General features: G+C 48.8%; 19 protein-coding genes. 1 reads left to right on the forward strand and 18 read right to left on the reverse strand.

Translation table 11 applies throughout. The features are described from left to right. Positions 1-162: 162 nt before the first annotated feature. From EP181_RS07580 to EP181_RS07650, 16 genes are all read right to left on the reverse strand, one after another. Positions 163-744 carry a hypothetical protein gene (locus tag EP181_RS07580; RefSeq protein WP_127471101.1) on the reverse strand — a complete coding sequence of 194 codons (582 nt, stop codon included), beginning with the start codon at positions 742-744 and terminating at the stop codon, positions 163-165. A 45-nt stretch (positions 745-789) separates the two neighbouring features. Continuing rightward, the gene (locus EP181_RS07585; RefSeq protein WP_127471102.1) at positions 790-2,646 is read right to left on the reverse strand and encodes a S8 family serine peptidase; all 1,857 of its coding nucleotides are present in this window, start codon (positions 2,644-2,646) and stop codon (positions 790-792) included. Then, positions 2,646-3,590, reverse strand: coding sequence for a type II secretion system protein N (gene gspN, locus EP181_RS07590; RefSeq protein WP_127471103.1), 945 nt, complete (start codon positions 3,588-3,590; stop codon positions 2,646-2,648). Before gspN ends, EP181_RS07585 begins: the two co-directional genes overlap by 1 nt. Continuing rightward, positions 3,590-4,138, reverse strand: coding sequence for a type II secretion system protein GspM (gene gspM, locus EP181_RS07595; protein WP_127471104.1), 549 nt, complete (start codon positions 4,136-4,138; stop codon positions 3,590-3,592). The genes gspN and gspM overlap by 1 nt, the downstream gene beginning before the upstream one ends. Further along, complete coding sequence (gspL, locus tag EP181_RS07600; RefSeq protein ID WP_127471105.1) at positions 4,122-5,399, reverse strand: type II secretion system protein GspL; 1,278 nt, start codon at positions 5,397-5,399, stop codon at positions 4,122-4,124. The genes gspM and gspL overlap by 17 nt, the downstream gene beginning before the upstream one ends. Continuing rightward, complete coding sequence (gene gspK, locus EP181_RS07605) at positions 5,359-6,363, reverse strand: type II secretion system minor pseudopilin GspK (protein ID WP_127471106.1); 1,005 nt, start codon at positions 6,361-6,363, stop codon at positions 5,359-5,361. The genes gspL and gspK overlap by 41 nt, the downstream gene beginning before the upstream one ends. After that, positions 6,360-7,295, reverse strand: coding sequence for a type II secretion system minor pseudopilin GspJ (gene gspJ / locus EP181_RS07610; RefSeq protein WP_127471107.1), 936 nt, complete (start codon positions 7,293-7,295; stop codon positions 6,360-6,362). Before gspJ ends, gspK begins: the two co-directional genes overlap by 4 nt. After that, complete coding sequence (gspI, locus tag EP181_RS07615; protein WP_127471108.1) at positions 7,292-7,738, reverse strand: type II secretion system minor pseudopilin GspI; 447 nt, start codon at positions 7,736-7,738, stop codon at positions 7,292-7,294. Before gspI ends, gspJ begins: the two co-directional genes overlap by 4 nt. Beyond that, entirely contained in the window at positions 7,735-8,271 is a 537-nt protein-coding gene (locus EP181_RS07620; RefSeq protein ID WP_127471109.1) for a prepilin-type N-terminal cleavage/methylation domain-containing protein, read from the reverse strand. The genes gspI and EP181_RS07620 overlap by 4 nt, the downstream gene beginning before the upstream one ends. Positions 8,272-8,318: 47 nt before the next feature. Then, complete coding sequence (gene gspG / locus EP181_RS07625) at positions 8,319-8,786, reverse strand: type II secretion system major pseudopilin GspG (RefSeq protein WP_127471110.1); 468 nt, start codon at positions 8,784-8,786, stop codon at positions 8,319-8,321. Positions 8,787-8,974: 188 nt separating this feature from the next. After that, positions 8,975-10,216 carry a type II secretion system inner membrane protein GspF gene (gene gspF / locus EP181_RS07630; RefSeq protein WP_127471111.1) on the reverse strand — a complete coding sequence of 414 codons (1,242 nt, stop codon included), beginning with the start codon at positions 10,214-10,216 and terminating at the stop codon, positions 8,975-8,977. Positions 10,217-10,265: 49 nt separating this feature from the next. Then, positions 10,266-11,723 carry a type II secretion system ATPase GspE gene (gspE, locus tag EP181_RS07635; protein ID WP_127471112.1) on the reverse strand — a complete coding sequence of 486 codons (1,458 nt, stop codon included), beginning with the start codon at positions 11,721-11,723 and terminating at the stop codon, positions 10,266-10,268. Further along, positions 11,720-13,909, reverse strand: a complete 2,190-nt coding sequence (gene gspD / locus EP181_RS07640) for a type II secretion system secretin GspD (RefSeq protein ID WP_232023382.1) — start codon at positions 13,907-13,909, stop codon at positions 11,720-11,722. The genes gspE and gspD overlap by 4 nt, the downstream gene beginning before the upstream one ends. A 55-nt stretch (positions 13,910-13,964) precedes the next feature. Beyond that, positions 13,965-14,837 carry a type II secretion system protein N gene (locus tag EP181_RS07645; protein ID WP_172959720.1) on the reverse strand — a complete coding sequence of 291 codons (873 nt, stop codon included), beginning with the start codon at positions 14,835-14,837 and terminating at the stop codon, positions 13,965-13,967. Between the two features lie 378 nt (positions 14,838-15,215). After that, positions 15,216-15,428 carry a hypothetical protein gene (locus EP181_RS12475; RefSeq protein ID WP_232023383.1) on the reverse strand — a complete coding sequence of 71 codons (213 nt, stop codon included), beginning with the start codon at positions 15,426-15,428 and terminating at the stop codon, positions 15,216-15,218. Between the two features lie 8 nt (positions 15,429-15,436). After that, on the reverse strand, positions 15,437-16,840 hold the full coding sequence (locus EP181_RS07650; protein WP_232023384.1) for an NAD(P)/FAD-dependent oxidoreductase: 1,404 nt from the start codon (positions 16,838-16,840) through the stop codon (positions 15,437-15,439). Positions 16,841-17,087: 247 nt separating this feature from the next. Here EP181_RS07650 and fdxA point away from each other — a divergent pair, with 247 nt between their 5' ends. Further along, positions 17,088-17,414, forward strand: coding sequence for a ferredoxin FdxA (fdxA, locus tag EP181_RS07655; RefSeq protein ID WP_127471114.1), 327 nt, complete (start codon positions 17,088-17,090; stop codon positions 17,412-17,414). Positions 17,415-17,448: 34 nt separating this feature from the next. Here fdxA and EP181_RS07660 read toward each other — a convergent pair whose 3' ends face one another. Both EP181_RS07660 and purE read right to left on the reverse strand, forming a co-directional pair. Further along, entirely contained in the window at positions 17,449-18,558 is a 1,110-nt protein-coding gene (locus EP181_RS07660; protein WP_127471115.1) for a 5-(carboxyamino)imidazole ribonucleotide synthase, read from the reverse strand. Positions 18,559-18,637: 79 nt separating this feature from the next. Beyond that, entirely contained in the window at positions 18,638-19,147 is a 510-nt protein-coding gene (gene purE / locus EP181_RS07665; protein WP_127471116.1) for a 5-(carboxyamino)imidazole ribonucleotide mutase, read from the reverse strand.

A 19,147-nucleotide genomic window follows, 5' to 3' on the forward strand; every position in this document is an offset into this window, starting at 1 on the left:
TGTGAAACTTTTTGACTAAAACCTTTTGATTTTAAAAGGCGTTAATCTACCAAGATTTATTTTGAATTTATGTTGAATTTATATTGAGTTTGTATTGAGTTTACTAGTTCACTTTGGCTTTCTTGAGTAATTACACCCTTTTAACAAAGGGTTAGCAAAAAGTTAACGCGTTTTATAACGCGGCTCGCTCAAAATGGGCACGGCAAATTGCACGTCTTTATCGCGGTCTAAGGTTTCTAACAAGGTATCAAACGACGTTTGCGGCAGTACATCAACAATCGCAGTAAGCGGATTGGGCAGACGAGTCAGCAGTTTAAAGCCGTAACGGTTGACAATTTTGTCTAGGTCGTCTGCCTCGTAGCTTTTAACTATAAACGTGCCAGTCAACACGGCGTTAACCCCGGTTTGTTTGTTTAAAAAAACCGGCATAAACTCGTAGGGCTTGTTGTTAAACAAGCGGCTTAACGGCGCACATTGGGTGTAACTTAAATCAGGATGGGTGGTGGAATACACAAACCACGCACCGTGAGTTTCAAGTTGCGTTAATTGCCACTCTTCTGGCAGTTTATTCAGCGGCAATAAACTCGCCAGCCGATTCGGTTGGGCTTGATACACCTTGGCATCGGCCATTTTAACCACCAGCTCACACGGTTGGGTAAATGACCAGGCCTGGTTAGACACCAATAAACCCGCCAGCAGCAGTGTACGGACCGTAATGGGTATAAATCGTTTTTTAAATTGCATCAGGGTGTCCTTTGTTGTCTTATCTTTTTGTCTTATTTACAGGCTTTAGTGACCGTACAGCGTCAACGACCAATTAACTAACTTGCCCAAACCTGTTCCATTGGTACTGTTGTCCAAATCGCGCACGGTCACTGTCCAATTGCCATTTAGAGCCTCGCCGTAAAACGCATGGCTAATAAGCATAAGGTTGTTCATGTCGTAATGCGGCAAATAGGCGTTAAACGGGGTAAGCACAATACTTTGCGTGCCCGACGGCGAGGTTAAAAGAATTTGATAATCGCTTAGGTCAATATTATGGGCAACATTGCCTTCTGTATTGCTGTCGCGCCCAACAATGCTGAGCGTTAACAGCACGCTTTCGGCGGTTAGGGTTGAATTAACCGTGGTGATTTTGCTTAAACCTGCGGCGTTAAAATCGGGGATTTCGTTGTCAGTGCTTAAAGAAAAAACCGGTGTGCTGACGGTTTGCATGGCCAGCAATGGGCTGTAATTAGTGCGCGCCAGGGTAATGGCAGCGTCGACATTAAGCGCCCCAAAGCCATAAGCATTGCTGTACTTTATGCCCGCATTATTGGTGACCCAACCATTTTCTAACACCACGCTTGTGCTGTTTACCGCAAGGGTTTTTGAGCTTAAATCGGGATCAATTTGGCGAGCTGTGCTGGCCAGTACATGCTTAACGTCGCGCCAAGTTAAATTAGGATTGGCCTCTAACAACAAAGCCGCCGCGCCACTGACCATGGCAGTAGATGAAGACGTGCCGTTAAAGCGTGAAAAATAATTGCACGACTCATTGCCAGTGCCTTGCGCTCCATCGTCAAAGGGCACGATGCCGTACGGCGTGTTGGTTCGACTGTAACCAATCGTGCAACCACTTTGATCCGTGGTGACTAAAGTTGGACTTTCAACACCAAACTCGCCACCCGGCGCCGATAACCAGAGTGCCGAACCCGTGTTGGAATAGCTTGCTCGGCGATCACTGGCGTTAAACGCCCCCACCACCATTTGAAACGGTGTGGCGTGTTCGGTTTCCATATTGACGTTGTAACAGGTCATACCATTAGCGCAACTGCCAGAGTCGCTGTAAAATTCATTACCAGCTGCTTTAACGTACACCGCGCCTTTTAACGCGCGAAGATTATTTGTACCCCATTCCAATGCGTCCATGATGGTTTGGTAATACGTCAACTCAGTGCCCTCAGGAACATAATCAGGATTACGACCATAGCTTTTATTAAATACATCGATTTGGGTAGAGGTAAGTCCTACAAACTGATCAGCCGACTCTTTGTAACCCAAAGCCGCTAACTCTTCGTTAAATTCTTGCGACGCTAAAAAATTAAAACCATGCAACTCAACGCTTGGGGCAACGCCCCAAATTCCTAGGCTGTTTCCGCCACGCGCACCGGATAACCCCGCTACGCTTGTGCCGTGATCACCATCAACAAACGTTGACGTTGGGTCAAATAGACTTTTACCATTATTAGAAAAATTATATGAACCATTGAGCACCACATTGGGGCTTAAATCTTCATGGCCAATCTCCATACCTTCATCGATAATTGCCAAATGGACACCATCGCCGGTAAAGCCTTGCGCGTAAGCGTCTACCCCTTCACCCGCACCAAACACGTTAATATCAGCACCCGGCACACCACCGGTTCCGTCATACACCAACGCAGCTTGGCCGCTGTTATACAACGACCATTGGTGTTCAATAAACGGATCATTGATGGCCGTAATAGGCGTATCGGGTGGCGGTGGCGGCGTTGAAGAACCTCCTCCTCCCCCGCCGCCACAAGCCGATAGCAACCCTAGCATCCCTAGTAACCCAATGGCGATAATGCGTTTAACGGTGTTATTTAAAGAGTCACCAGGCCTTGTGATGTTTATTTGCTTCATTACAGGGCTCCTTGCGCGCTTAATATGGCAACTGTGGGGCTTTTTAGGTTCATAAAACTGGCCCAATCGGGCATTTGCTGTGCCGATTGCGCGGTGAGCGTGAGATCAATTTGGTAATGTATGCTGCGCTCGGTTGTGATTGACGGTGATGTAACGTGCGCTTGCGTAAAGACTATTTTACCCGACAATTGCCAAGCGTTACTTTGGCTATTACTGGTACTGTTAGCTTGGCTATCGGTTTGAGCCGAGGCCAAAGAAAGAACTACTTTGTCGTTGTCGATACTCGGTGTAACAATAAGGTCAGGCATGGTACTGCCTAAGAGTTCAAGCTGGCTAATACGCACTGAACCAGCCCATTGTGTTGGCCATAAATTGGGTAAATTAACGTTGGCCGACATATCTTCAAAGTGCAGTGTTCCGCCGCGTGTGGCGCCTTTTGCGGTTGCAACTTGAACACCCAACGCGCTTAAATGCGCGTACATGGCCGTTAAATCTATTTGGCCATTAAGTGCGTTCACGTTTAAAGAATATGGGTTAGACGCATTAAACAACGCGGTTAAAGGTACGCTTGCGTGAGTCTTTAGGGTGATGCCGGGTGATGCATTTTCACGGTTTACATTTAGCCTTAACGCTAAATCGCCCCAAAAAAGGGCGCTTGGTGATACCTGCCAGTCAACCAACCCCACCACGGTACGCGGGTTTAAAGTGAGCAGGTGAGTTTGCCCTTGCCACAGCGTACCTTGAGTGGACTGAGCTTGCCATGCGGCACTGGGCAAGTTTAAGGTACTTTGCACCCATGCCGCTGGCAAGTGATAACCTACCGACACGACCAAACCTACACTAAACAGCAACAACCCTTGCACAAACGCTTTTTTAGAGCGCATGCCATTAAAGGTTTTTGCATGGGGTTTACCATGAGAACTGGCATAAGATTGAGCACTCATTAACGCGCACCTGGTGCGTTGGTGCCGGCATTGCGCAAGGCATCTGCTAACACGTCAAACTGCACTTCGGCCTGGGTTAAGCCGGGCGAAATGGGAGTAATATCTAAGCGACTCGCCACCAAGCCTTGTTGCTCAAGAGCGGCCAACCAGGCAAATAAGCGCGGAGCATCTACTTGAGCAAACCGGACTTTAACCCCTTGTGCGGTAGGCTCAATACCTTGGGCGGCGCGCAATAAATTTTGCACACGCAGCGTTTGTTGCACGCTGTCGATTAAGGCGGTTTTACTGTTAAACGCAAGTGGGTCTGTAAGCACCGTTGCCCTTCCCGTTGCACTTTTTTCGACTATTTTAGGGGCTTGTTCGTTAAGCCACTGCCAATCGGCTTGAGATTTTTGCAAGGCTGCATGCGCTTGTTGTTGAGCATTTTGAATAGGCAACCACAGCAGTTGATAAAACATAAATCCCGTTAAAAATACCGCCAAACCTATTAATAATCGGCGTTCGCGCACCGCTAAAGCTGACCAGGCCTGGTTAATTTGCATCCACATACAACACTCCTTCTGCCAAGGTTGCGGTGACGTTTTTAAGCTCTAAACTAAACGTTATATTAGCCATGTTAGACTTATTAGACATATTGGCAGTACCGGGCGTTAGGACGTCTGCCGCCTCACTCACACTCACTAACGTTTGCAACGCCGCGGCATTGGCGGCACTGACTTGCACGCTCATACGCTGACCATTTTTAACCGGTTGCAGCGCTATTTTTTTAAGCGTAACCTCGGGGTTTTTAAGCACTGTGATTTCTAGCGCGCGCATCATCTGCATCGGTGAGGTTTGGGTACGGTTGGTTGGTTGGTCTTTTAAGCGACTGTTGGTTTGAGCCCGCACGTTGACCACGCGCTTTACATCTGGAAACAACTGCTTAAACAGCGCGTGAGTTTGGGTTTGATACACATCTGCTTGCGCGGCTAATCGCTGGGTCTGCCAATGTGTCGCCAACATGGACGTAACCAGCATAAGCGCCACTAAACCGCCCGCCCAACGCAAACGTTTAACGCCCGCGCCCCATACTGATTGGGCTTTAAAATCGCCCTTGGTTAAACTTAATGCCGACAGGACACTGGCCGATGTAAATGTTGGTTCAACCGCCTGCAGTGTCTTATTTTGATGTTCTGGCAAATGCCTAATTTGCTCAAACCAGGCATGGTCGCACGCAAAACCGCTGTAGAAACCGGTGCGCACAGTGTGTAAAGTAGATTGGTTGGTCGTATAAACCAACCAGGCCTGGTCAGTCGATTTAAGATTGGCTGGATTGTTTGTTGGGTTAAACGGCCAATCCAATGCAAAACAATCTGGCACCAACTGGGCGTGTTCGAGTCCTGCGGCGTTTAAACCGGCTTGCCAGGTAAGCATTTTTTGGCGTTCGACCACGGCACAAAACACCGTATTGCCTGCATGGGTATCGCGCGCAAAGCTCACGATATGAAACTGCTCAATGGGTTGCGACAAACTCTCTTCTAACGCATAAGGCAACGCCGCTTGCCAATCGGCTTTACGTTTTCCTGGCACGCTCACTTGGGTTAACAGTACCGACTGAGTGGGAACCCATACGGTGACCACCGCGCTTTTTAAAACGCCCTGTGCCTTAAGTTCTGCCAATAATGCGTCCACCTCACTGGGCAACGTGACGGTACGCGCCAACGATTCCACTACCAGCGTGTCGTCTTGAGTAAATTTAACGCTCACGGGCGTTATGGCTGTCCCGCGTTTAGGGGGCTGCGCGGCTTTGGGTAACACGTTCTGTAACACTTAACCACCTTTGTACTAAGCTAACGTCTGTTGGACTTTTTCGATAAAACAACCCAAATACGGCTTGCTGTGCCACGCCGTAATCGACCTGCGCTTTAAGCAAAAAATACTGGCTTTGCACGCTTAACACCCCATCAGGAAAATCAAGCGCTACTTCGGCTTGCGTAAACCCGCTTTGGGTTTGTAAAAACGCTGTAAACTCTTCGACGGTCTGCGCCGGCTCGGTTTGCCGGCGCTGTAACCAACTGTCTACCATCGCATCGGTTATCCAGTCGGCCAGCACCAATAAGGTTACTTTTGATGCCGTATTAACATTAATGGAGCTTACACTGGGCAATGCCGCCAAATCGTTTAATACGGCCTGCCACTTTAACGGTTCGAGCGTGGCAAAACCCTGCACATTTTTTAACTCACTTAACATGCTAAAAGGTCTGTTAGCCGCACGATACGCTGGATTAAGCAATAAATAAGCGTCACTTTCGGCGCCCAATGGCATAGGCTCATCGTCGGTGTCTACCCAATCGGTTAACACATCGCTTAGGCTAAAATCTAGCCCTTGGCGCGCCGCGTAACGTGTAAACATAGCGTACCATAAACCCCGCATTACCTCGTCGGTGTCGGCCAGGTTGTTAATATTAAGGCGGCCGTTTAAATCGACCAATTGACCCGATACCTCGCCACCCTCAAACGCCATGGGCGCCATGGGTTGAGCCCACACTTCGGTTAAATGGTCGGTGGCGTTATTTTGCGCGTCGACTTTTAAACCCTTTTTAACCCAACTTTCTAACCCATACGCCACCGACAGCGATTGCGCTTGGTGCAACATATGGGTACTGCGTTTAATTTGCGCGTATTGTTCATACAACACATTGCTGGCCATGATAGCCACCAACGCCACAATGACCAAGACTGTTAACAACGCAAAACCGCGCTGTGAGGCACCATGATGCCGAGCCTGTTTCATGGCGTTGCCTCGGGCGATAACGAATCGGTTATACCCGGCACATCGGCGTTAATGGTTAAACCAGCGTCGGTTTCAACCTCGCCGGTTGCATCGCTGGTTTTATCGCCAGTTGTATCGCCGCTTGCATCGTTTTCAATGTCGTTTACGACTTGCGTGCCACGTACCGTGGTGCTCCAATCTACGGCGTCTACGCCCCTAAACAGTCGGGTAATTATGCCCAAATCATCCAACTCTATTTGCACCTCGGTTAACACCGGCAAAGCCGTTAAGGCATCTTTGCTGGATGAATTGGCAGCGGTGCTAGTGGCAGAAATTATAACTGGGGTAAGCGCCTCGCCGGTCCAAGTTTGTGGCCAAACCTCTACCCAAGATTCAATCCCAGGTTCCATCAAATCATTGGCACTGGGAAGTGCTTTTAAAAACCGCACAGTAAAACGCTTAACCCCGGTTAACACCACTTGACGGGTTGGTTGGGTGTCGGGCGCACGGTCTAACACCGGCCACACAAAGCGCACCAGCGTTTCATCTTCTAACTCATAACCCACTCGCAGTAATCCACCCGAAGCATTGGGGGTGGGAAACTGTGCCAAACGGCTTAACTCTAACCCTAAATCGGCACGGTACTGTAAAGCCGGTAAGCTCGAACCCAAACCGTCCAAAATAGGCCGCGGCACCATTTGAATAAAATCTTGTTCCATCCACCATATCGCGCGTTGCACTTGACCACTGCGGTCGGTATGTTCTTGCATCGCGCTTTGCACCTTAACCATGCCGTTTACAGATTGATAGGCCAAGGCGGCAATCACCGCCGACACCGCTAGGGCAATCAGCAACTCAATTAAGGTAAAACCGCGCTGAACGTACTTGAGCTTTTCGCACGGCTTTACGCACGATGTTATGCATGGTGCTATGCAAAATTGAACGCGACTCACTCGCCCACCACGCTGACTAACGTGGCGTGCGCTTGTGTTTTAGAAAACCTTTGCGATGCGGATTTAGACTCGGATTGCAATACCACATGTTGTTCGGTAATGCGCATTTGGGCTTTAACCACTCCGGGCAATAACGTGGGTTCGGTAGTGAGTTCGCTTTGCCACGTGCGCCCCATAAAATCATGGGTTTGTACGGCTTCGGAGCGCAAACCTGGCATTAACTGCACTCTAAGCAGTTCGTTTTGCGCCAACCAGGTGGCGGCCACTTTGGTCTCTAACTGGGCTTGATTGCTAACCGACATCCCCATGGTGCGGCTTACCGCACTTAAAGCAATGGCCACAATCGCCAACGCCATCATCACTTCAATTAGGGTAAAACCCCGCTGGACATGCCGCGTTAATGGCACGGCCAATGTTAGGGTATTTGTGCCAATGTTGTTCACAGCGACGTCTCAAAGTTTAACAAACCATCCCACACTACCGTGGTCACCCCGGCAACCTTACCGCCTTTTGCATTGGAGGTTAATTGAGTTTGTCCGTCCAACTGTATCTTAACCTCGCCGGGTAAAACCTCGCCACTGGGCCAAAACAGCCAACCGGCTTGGGGCAATTGGTTTTGTTGGGCAAAGGTTAAATCGGTGTTCCATTCCACGCTTAGGCCTGCTTGCCAAGGCAAAAAAGCCACTTGGGATGACACCGACCAGGCCTGGTCAGTGAGTACATACGTGGTTAAACCGTCTTGGGTGGGTGCCATTAAATACAGCCTTTGCTCAAACGCCGCGTAATCACTGACTAAACGCAATGCACTTTTAAGCTGACCTTGCTGCGTGTTTAAAATAGCCGAATCACTGGGTCGCAACGACAGCATGCCAACGCTTAAGACCACTGCCATAATCACCACCACCACCATCAACTCAATTAAAGTAAACCCACGTTGGCGGTGTACTTTAGCCGATGCGACATTGACCCAGTTCATTCCATTAACCTTATTAACCTTATTAAGCGTTCAACACGTCATAAAAATTATTCATCTTTTTTCTCGACCCAATTACCTTGCGTAGCGTTAATGCCTTCGCCGCCCTCTACACCATCGGCACCGTAGCTAAACAGGTCAAACTCGCCATGCTCACCCGGCATTAAATACAAATATGGGTTGCCCCAAGGATCCAACGGCACGCTGTCCAATAACGCTTTCCAATTTTTTGGCACGGGCTCTTGCTCGGGCAACGTCACCAAGGCCTCAATACCCTGATCAGTAGAGGGGTAAATGTAGTTGTCTAATTTATACAACTGCAGAGCCGACGAAATAGCGCTGATGTCTTGCTTAACCTTGACCAAACGCGCTTCGTCTGGGCGTTCCATCAGTTTGGGAACCACCAGGCCAGCTAAGACCGCTAAAATAACCACCACCACCATCAGTTCAATTAAGGTAAAACCGCGTTGGGCGTGGTGTTTAAAACCGCTACGGTTGATTTCTTGCGTTGTTTGCATGTTGCATCCTTTTTATTAAGACTACTCTTTAACACGTTGATAATTAAATATAATATTGTTTTGACCAGGCCTGGTTAACTCCAGAGTTAGTCATTACGGGCTTGACCCGTAATCCATTCATCACACTTCACAAAAGACCCCGGGTCGCGCCCTGGGTGACGAAAACAACGTCCACCCCGTTCAAGCGATTAACCCACCATTTGATTCATTTCAAAAATCGGCATCATAATCGCCAACACAATGGTGAGTACCACCCCGCCCATAATAATAATCAGCATGGGTTCTAAAATACTGACCAATGTGGCGGCGGCGGTTTCAACCGACAACTCGTAATGCTTTGCGCCTTTTAACAGCATGTTGTCCAGCTGGCCTTTGCCCTCGCCCGTTTTAACCAAATTAAGCAACAACGGCGGAAAAAACCCCGCATCGGTCATGGCCGTGCCCACCGTTTTACCTTCACGCACTTGGGTCACCATTTTTAACACCGCTTGTTTCATGGGGTCAAGGGTCATCACCTCGGCCGAAATGGTCAGCGCATCTTTAATGGGCACGCCACTGGACAACAACACCCCCAAGGTACGCGCCCAACGCGCGGTGGCGGCGTAAATTAAAAAGCGTTTTAAGCCAGGGGCGTTCATCATTAGGGTGTGCACCTTAAAGCGCCATTTGGCTTGACGCATCAACCAAATACTCCACAACCAAAGTGCCACAGCCGCCACCAACATAAGCGGCCATTGGTTCTGTACAAACTCGCTCACGCTCAATAACCCTTGGGTTAACGGCGGCAGGGCTTGTTGCATGTTGTCAAACACGCTCACCACTTTGGGCACCACATACACCATTAAAAAAAACACAATCAATACCGCCACCACCACCATTAAGGCGGGGTAAATCAAGGCGGTTTTCATCTTTTTATTCAGCTGATCGCGCTGTTCTACCGCATCCGCTAAACGCGACAATACTTTGTCTAAATGGCCACTCTCTTCACCGGCTTGAATGGTGGCAATAATGTCGTGCGACACTTTGGCCGGAGCCATTTCCATCGCCGTGGCTAACGAATACCCCTCGGACACCCGCGTGTGCAAACTGCTTAAAAAGCGCGTTAAGGTTTTAGATTCAGCCTGACCGGCCAACGATTTAAGCGCCTGATTTAGCGGAATCCCCGCATCCAACAAGGTGTAAAGTTCGCGGGTAAACAGCGCCAGTTCATCGACCTTAATTTTGGCACCAAACCAGGCCTGGTGAGTTTGTTGAGCGCGCCCACTGGCTTGCCCTGCCGACTTTTTAGAGCCGTCTAAGGCACGAATTTCAATCGGACTTAAACCTTGATCACGCAACATTTGTCTAATTTGACGCTCACCATCGCCCTCCAACACCCCTTTGGTGGTTTGACCTTGCTGGGTTAAGGCTCTGTATTCAAATACCGCCATGCGCGCCTCGCGTTATCATCGAATAGAGTTTCTGGTATTTCTTGTGCATTTAACTTTGGGTCACACGTAAAACTTCTTGCAAACTGGTTTTGCCTTCCAATACCGCCTGATAACCATTTTGATTAAGCGACGCACTGTGGGTTCGTAAATAGGCTTCCATCTCGGCCTCGGACGCATCGGTATGAATGAGTTTTCGTACCGTGTCGTCCACCAAAATTAACTCGTACAAGCCCATGCGCCCGCTGTAACCGGTGTGCTGGCAATGCTCACAGCCTTCAGGCTGATATATCTGCGCGCTGGGCACACCCAATATTTCGGCTTCGGCGGCATCGGCGGTGTACGGCGTTTTGCAGTGTTCGCACAAGCGACGCACCAAACGCTGCGCCAACACCCCCACCAAACTGGACGACAATAAAAACGGCTCAATGCCCATGTCGCGCAAGCGCGTGACCGCGCCAATGGCGGTATTGGTGTGCAAAGTTGACAACACCAAATGCCCGGTTAACGACGCTTGCACGGCAATATTGGCGGTTTCGGCATCTCTAATTTCACCAATCATCACCACATCGGGGTCTTGGCGTAAAATGGCGCGCAAGCCTTTGGCAAACGTCATGTCGGCTTTGGCGTTAACCTGGGTTTGGTTAATGCCGTCAATGTTGTATTCCACCGGGTCTTCAATGGTCATAATATTGCGCTGAGCGTCGTTTAAACGTCCCAAGCCAGCGTACAAGGTGGTGGTTTTTCCCGAGCCGGTGGGTCCGGTCACCAAAAAAATACCGTGAGCTTTGCTTAAAGCCTTTTGCACCCCAGCCTCTAAATGATTGGGCAGGCCTAAATCGACTAAATTAAGGCGATTGGCACTTTTATCCAGCAGACGCAACACGACACGTTCACCAAAACTCGACGGAATAGTTGAAACCCGTAAATCGACCGCGCGACCACCCAATTTAAGGGCAATGCGCCCATCTTGTGGCAAGCGTTTTTCGGCAATGTCCAAACGCGCCATGACTTTAATGCGCGACACCAACATACTGGCCAAACCAATTTTAGGGGTTAAAACCGTTTTAAGCACACCATCGACTCTAAAACGAATGCGCAGTTGATTTTCAAACGGTTCAATGTGAATGTCCGATGCATTAGCGCGAATCGCTTCGGTTAATACGGCGTTAAGCAGTTTAATAATCGGGGCTTCGTCGGCGCTGTCCAATAAATCCTCGGGTTCGCCTATCTCGGCAAACACAGAGGCCAAATCGTCGGTGTCAATGGCATCCATTGAATCCATACTGCTTTGCCCGCTGGTGGCGTAACTGGATTGAATTTTTTGTTCAAACTCAGCCTCGCCCAATACCTCAAAATGCACCGCACACTTTAGCAAGCGCCGCTGCAGTTCAAGTAACGCCACCAAAGGCGTTTTGGCGGTGTAAAACAGCGCGGTTTCACCGTTCATGGCGCTGGCCAACACCACATTGTGTTTGCGCGCAAAACTAAATGGCAACGCTAAATTCATAACCCTAACAACTCATCGGTGGTCATGGGGAAAATTAAGCGATTAGCGGATTTGTTGGCCGGCTCAACGTCCGTTGCTGTTTTTGACTCTGAGTTTGCATTGCCGTTTGCATTGGCATTGGCTTTGACATCAGCATCAAATGGGGTAGCGGGTTCACTGGCTTTCCATTGCTCCAAAGTTGGCAAACGTGGGCGCAAGCCTTGCAAATAAGTTGAGTCTTTGGTGCGTAACAACTCGTCTTGCTCATCGTAAACGTAGCTGTACTTTTTATTGCTGTAATAGTCACTCATGGTGTTGTCCCTAATAATAACAGGCCGTAAAAACACCATTAAATTGACTTTTTCGCGCTTATTCTGGGTCGAACTAAACAAAGCGCCCAGGCCTGGTATATCGCCCAAACCTGGAACTTTAGAATCCACCAACGTTTCTTTTTCGTTGATTAAGCCACCCAACACCACCATATTGCCGTCACCCACAATTACGCGGGTTTTAATTTGACGCTTGGTGGTTTGAATATCGACTGCTTCGCCTTTAGGCAAGACGTCCGACACCTCTTGGTCAATGTCCAAATAGATTTCATTGCCTTCGTTAATTTGTGGCTTAACCTTAAGTTTTAACCCGACGTTTTTACGCTCAATGGTGGTGAACGGATTGGTTGATGTCGTGGTACCACTGGTGTAACTACCGGTCTGAAACGGTACTTCGCGCCCCACGACAATTTCGGCTTCTTCGTTGTCCAGGGTTAAAATAGAGGGCGTGGCCAACACGTTAGACGACGAATCGCTGTTTAAAGCTCTAATAAAACCACCCCAACCAGAATCGCCACTGGCCGACACTTCACCGCCGGCAAATGACAAACCAGTGCCAATCACTTTTGACTGCTCAAGCGGATTACCCGCGTTACCAATTAAATTAGGAATGGCGCCCGAAAAATTTAAAAGCCCTACGCCATTTTGACCTGCAAACCCCCATTCAACCCCTAAATCAAGGGCTTTGTCAGCCGAAATTTCCACAAAAATGGCTTCAATTAACACTTGTGCGCGTCGAATATCTAACTGCTTAATCACGCCTTTTAACGCTGTCACTACCGCCGTAGGTGCGCTGACAATAACGGCGTTCATACGTTCATCGGCTTCGATGCTAATATTTTCTTTAAGCGATTTGTCGCTCATAATGGCCGTGTTAGCCGCTTGCACGGTCGAGGTAGTGGTGGTTGTGCCATCCGCCGCAGTTACATTGGTCACACTGGGCGTAGTCAATTCGTCACCCGACCCCTCTCCCGACCCCATGAGCACTCGATTGCCCGCAATTTTTTGCAGCACTGGCACAATTTCGGCGGCTTTGGCGTAGCGTAAATAAATCACCTGCACCCGACCTTCGGAGGCCACTTTAATGTCTAAATCGGCAATTAAGGCACGCAGCTGAATCCGTTTTTGCGCGTCACCGGTCAAAATAACTCGGTTAGATCGGCCATCAAAACTTACTTTTACCTCATTACCGCCCTCGCCTTTAGGAATAAGCCCTTTAAGCGTTTTTGCCAGCTCTTCGGCTGATGAATGCTCAACCGTGATAACCTCATAATTGCCACGCGTATCCACGTCAACGCGGCTTAACACGTCTTTAACCCGGCGAATATTGACCACGGTGTCCGAAATAATTAATTTATTGCTTTCCGCCAGCGCCACCAAATGGCCTTCGCGCGCCACTAATGGACGCAGTATCGCCACCAATTTAGCCGCGTCTACATGGTTAACATTAACCACTTCGGTTACCCAAGATTCGTTATTGTCTTCAGCCGTGCGGTAGGGCATTTGATCACGCGCTAAATTGGCAGGTAAAATCTTAATCACCCCATCACCTGGCACCGCCACGTAACCGTGCACATTCAGCACAGCCAATAAGGTCTGATACAGGGCGGCTGGATCCATCGACTGTGGCGCAATTAAGGTCACTTTGCCTTTAACACGCGGGTCAATAATAAAATTGTAACCCGATATTTTTGACACCGCTTCAATCACCGTGGCAATTTCAACGTCTTTAAAGTTTTGATTAAGTTGCTCTTGCCCTTGTGCGGCCTGCACCACGTGCCCCAATACACTCATGTGCAATGCGGCCGCCAACACACCCATTTTGAGCCATTGACCAGGCCTGGTCGGTGTGCGGGTAAAAAGTGTGTGAATTGTCATCTGTTAACCTTTTGTAAATCTGTTGGGATTTTAATTGGAATTAAATATAAATTTTTTACTGTAAACGTGCGCTAAAGTTTTCGGTCTGTCCGTTGCGCTCTACGCTCAGGCTAAACTCGGTTTGGTTCATTAATGCTTGCCAGCGTTGTGGGTTATTAACCATCTCACTTACCGCCACACCGTTAATGGTTTTAAGCACGTCACCCGCTTGAAAACCTATCTGATTAAACAGCGCCGTTTCTTTGCGCGGCCAGACTTTTATGCCCACCACTTGCGTGCCTTCGTTGACCATTTCAAAGCGCACGTAACGACTAATCGTCAAAGGCGCTTGTTTTATTTCATTGCTAATGTCGCTTAATTGCGACGGTTGCGTGGCATTAAGATCAGGATTAACCGCCGATTTAAGCAATGAATTATCAAAATCCATAACCAATTTTTCAAGTGCACCGCGATGCCTAATAACCACATAGTCGGGGTAAAGCGAATCCAATTCTACTCCAGGCTGAATCGTTTCATTCACCCCAACAATCACCAAGCCGCTGGCGGTTTTAATAATGGCAACGCCACGATTAGACGCACTTTTAAACGCGTTATTAACGTTACCAGCGTTACTCTCAGCATTTGCCACTCTTTTTGGCAAACTGATGATTCCATGCAGTTTTAAATTAAGTTTGCTGGTGGCCACCTCATCGGCGGCAATAAAACGTTGCGTATCTGACCCGCTTAATGCGATGGCTTGATTGTCTTTAGGCACGCTGCCCAACAACGTAAACGGGGCAGATGCCGCACTGCTTGTCACGGTATTTTCTGCCGGATTAAAGCCCATACCAGACTGAGCAAACGCCTCTAAACTCGGGACGTTTACGCGCGCCTGCGGCTCAAGTTGCGCGGTAATCACTTTGCCGACTTGCCACCCAAATCCCAACACTAAAAGCACCATCAACGCATTCAAAGCTCGCGGGTGCAAAAACCAACTTTCTAATTGGAAAAGCCATTTAACCATTGCTTGTTCGCTTTACCTTATAAGGCCTTTGCACCGATGGATACGAGAAAAAATAAGCAAACACATTACCATTTCTAATCGTTCGTCCACACCTGCAAAGGTCTCTTTATATTTATTGCTCGACCAAATCGCTTAGATTGATCTAAAGCGTGAATTGTAAATTAATTTACCCCAGCCACACTAGACCAAACAGTATAAATGAGCGCAAGGTTAAGTTAGGATAAGTTTTAGGCATTTTACCCACTAAAAGCGATTTTTGCATAGCTGAGTGGGTTGCCAAAACTCGGTTATGAATTTGATAATTTAACCAAGCTTTTGCGCTTTAACATCTGCATTTATCGCCAACGCCATCGCTTCGGCCACTTTAATGCCGTCAATGGCCGCCGACATAATGCCCCCTGCGTAACCCGCTCCTTCGCCGGCGGGGTATAAACCGTGGGTGTTGACACTCTGATAATCGTCGCCGCGCTTAATCGACACCGGTGACGAGGTACGGGTTTCTACCCCAGTGAGCATCGCGTCTTTTAAGGCAAAGCCGCTGATTTTTTATTAAACGCCGGAATCGCTTCTTGCAGCGCTTCACGGCAATAATCGGGCAAAATTTGTGTCAGGTCGGTGAGTTTAACCCCCGGCTTGTACGATGGCTCTACACAACCCACTTGCGCCGAGGACTTTCCGGCCAAATAATCTCCCACTGACTGGCCTGGTGCATCGTAATTTTCACCGCCTAAAACATAAGCCGCGCTCTCTAATTGACGTTGCAACTCAATGCCCGCCAACGGGCTGTCACTGGGGTAATCACTGGGATCAATGCCCACCACAATGGCGCTATTGGCATTGCGCTCATTTCGTGAGTATTGGCTCATGCCGTTGGTGACCACACGATGTTCTTCTGACGTGGCGGCCACCACGGTACCGCCCGGGCACATGCAAAAACTGTACACCGCACGGCCGTTTTTGCAGTGATGCACCAGCTTATAATCGGCCGCGCCCAAAATAGGATTACCGGCGTTTTTGCCAAATAACACCTCATCTATGGCCGACTGATTATGCTCAATCCTAAAGCCAATCGAAAACGCTTTTGCCTCGATGTACACGCCTTTTTGATAGAGCATTTCAAAGGTGTCGCGCGCGCTGTGCCCAGTGGCAAGCGCGATGTAATTTGATTTAATCTGCTGACCGTCTGCCAAGGTTACGCCGGTGACTTGACCGTTTTCAATGTGCAAATCGTCTACGCGGGCGCTAAAGCGAATTTCGCCGCCCAGTTCGATGATTTTTGCGCGCATCTTTTCAACCATCCCCACCAATTTAAACGTACCAATGTGCGGTTTACTTACATACAAAATCTCTTCGGGTGCGCCGGCCGCCACAAAGTCATGCATGACCTTGCGGCCATAATGCTTTTTATCGTTGACCTGCGTCCACAATTTTCCGTCCGAAAACGTGCCCGCACCGCCCTCGCCAAACTGCACATTCGATTCGGTGTTTAAGGTTCGATTACGCCAGAATCCAAAGGTGTCTTTAGTGCGTTCACGCACCTCTTTACCACGGTCTAACACCAGGGGTTTGTAGCCCATTTCGGCCAACACCAACGCCACAAAGATTCCGCAAGGCCCAAACCCTACCACCACGGGGCGCTGCGCTAAATCTTCTGGGGCGTGCGCCACGTACTTATAACTCATATCAGGAGTAACCCTAACGTTTTGATTTTGGCTGTACTTTTGCAACAACTCGGCTTCATTTTGTACGTTTATGTCAAGAGTGTAGAGCAAGGTAATGTTGTTTTTGCTTCTGGCATCAAACCCGCGTCTAAAAATCGTAAACTCGATGAGCTGTTCTTTTGCGATGCCAAGGGTTAATAAAACGGCCTCTTCAAGTTGCGCTTCGTTATGATTTAAAGGGAGTTTTACATTGGTGATACGAATCATGAGGGTGTCCCAAAAATATCTAAAAAATATCTAAAAAATATCCAAAAAGTGTTCAAAAACCAGGGTCTGCGTTAAAAAGCACCTTTATTAACCCCCAATAATACAGGCTTGCAATTAGCGCAATATTGGGTAGTATACAGACGATTTTAAATCCAAAACCTTATCCGAAACGGCCATGCAACATTGTACAAGTGGCTTAGAAAATGGCTCTCACATAGCCCATAATGGCTCAAAAAGGCTTACAAAGATGGCATTTGTCGTAACCGAAAATTGCATTAACTGTAAATACACCGATTGTGTGGCGGTTTGTCCGGTTGATGCATTTCACGAAGGACCCAATTTTTTAGTCATTAATGCCGACGTGTGCATTGACTGCGACTTATGCGCCGCCGAGTGCCCCGCGCAAGCGATTTTTCAAGAAGATGCGCTGCCCGAAGGCATGCAACATTATCGTGAACTCAACCACAATCTTGCGCAAGTTTGGCCGGTTATTACTCAAGTCATCGCCGCACCGGCCGACGCCGACCAATGGGATGGCGTGGCCGATAAAGAGATCTATTTGATTATTGAATAACGTACAAGTTTGGCTTTACTTGTCTTGGCTTAACTTAGCCTTGTGGCAAAAACGCACTCAAGGTTTTCATGCTATCAAACAACGCTTCTTCGCTGTCGGCTAACACAGTTATATGGCCTAGTTTACGCCCAGCGCGCTCAGCTTTGTCGTACAAATGCAACGACATGTTGGGCTGTTTAAGTACCTCGTGTACAGGACCAATTTGGCCAATAATATTGACCATCGCCGCCAAAGGTTGGCGTGGCGAGGTGTCGCCCAGCGGCAACCCGCAAATAGCGCGAACGTGGTTTTCAAACTGACTGGTGTTAGCGCCTTCAATAGTCCAGTGCCCCGAATTGTGAACGCGTGGCGCCATCTCGTTGGCCACCAAACCTTGAGCGGTTTCAAACAGTTCTAGGGTTAAAACACCCACGTGATCCAACTCGTCTAACAAACTTAACATGTATTGCTCGGCTTGTTTTTGCACCGCGTCGCTTACCTTGCGCGCCGGCGCGACGCTGTAACGCAAAATGCCTTGGTGATGCACGTTTTGCACCAACGGATAATACACATGTTCGTTATGGGCGTTGCGCACTGCAATAATCGACAGCTCGCGCTGAAAATCCACAAAGCCTTCTAAAATTAATTCGCGTCCACCAATTTCTAACCAGGCCTGGTCAACTTGCGTGGCATCACGCAACACAAACTGGCCTTTGCCATCATAACCTTCGGTGGTGGTTTTAAGCACGGCGGGCAAACCAATTTTATCCACCGCTTGGTGCAAGCTTTCTAAAGAATCCACCAACTGATAGGGGGCGCACGGGATATTTAACTGCGTAAACAAGCCTTTTTCACGCCCTCGATGTTGCGACATGTACAGCGATTTTTCGCCCGGATACACGGGCGTAGTTTGCGCGATTTGGCGCACCAGTTCTACGTCGGTGTTTTCGCTTTCAAAGGTAATTACATCGGCAAACTCAACCAACTTAGCCAGCGATTGGGTGTCGTCCGACTGCACATGCATGTGCCCTAACAACGCCGAAGGCTCGTCGTGATTAAGTCCATAAAAGCCAAACTTTTGCCCTAATGGATAACCAGCAATGGCCAACATGCGACCTAACTGGCCCGCGCCTAATACGCCAATGCGCTTGGTAATCGGGGTCATGGTTTTCTCCAAATAAAAAAACCGTGACCAGGCCTGGTCACGGTTTTATGATTGTAATGATTCATGTAACGCAATCGTTTTAAACTCTTGGGTCGGGATTTTCCAACACACTTTGGGTTTGTTGCGCTCTAAACTCTTTAACCGCTTGGCGCACTGATGGGTGATTAATGCCAATAATTTGCGCGGCTAAAATACCCGCGTTTTTAGCACCCGCCTCACCAATCGCCAAAGTGCCCACGGGCACGCCACCAGGCATTTGCACAATAGACAATAACGAGTCTTGTCCGCTTAACGCCCGCGATTGTACTGGCACACCCAACACAGGCACCACGGTTTTGGCCGCGACCATACCCGGTAAATGTGCCGCGCCACCCGCGCCGGCAATAATTACTTGCAGGCCACGGCTTTCGGCACTTTGGGCGTAGTCAAACATTAAATCGGGGGTGCGGTGCGCCGACACCACCTGCACTTCGTGCGGCACGCCAAACAGCGTTAACATTTCTACCGCGTGTTGCATGGTGGGCCAGTCGGATTTTGAACCCATTATGACTCCGACCAAAGGCTGATCGGCAATTGCGCTGTTTGACAT

The organism is Thiomicrorhabdus aquaedulcis (assembly GCF_004001325.1).
GTDB classification, from domain to species: Bacteria; Pseudomonadota; Gammaproteobacteria; order Thiomicrospirales; family Thiomicrospiraceae; genus Thiomicrorhabdus; species Thiomicrorhabdus aquaedulcis.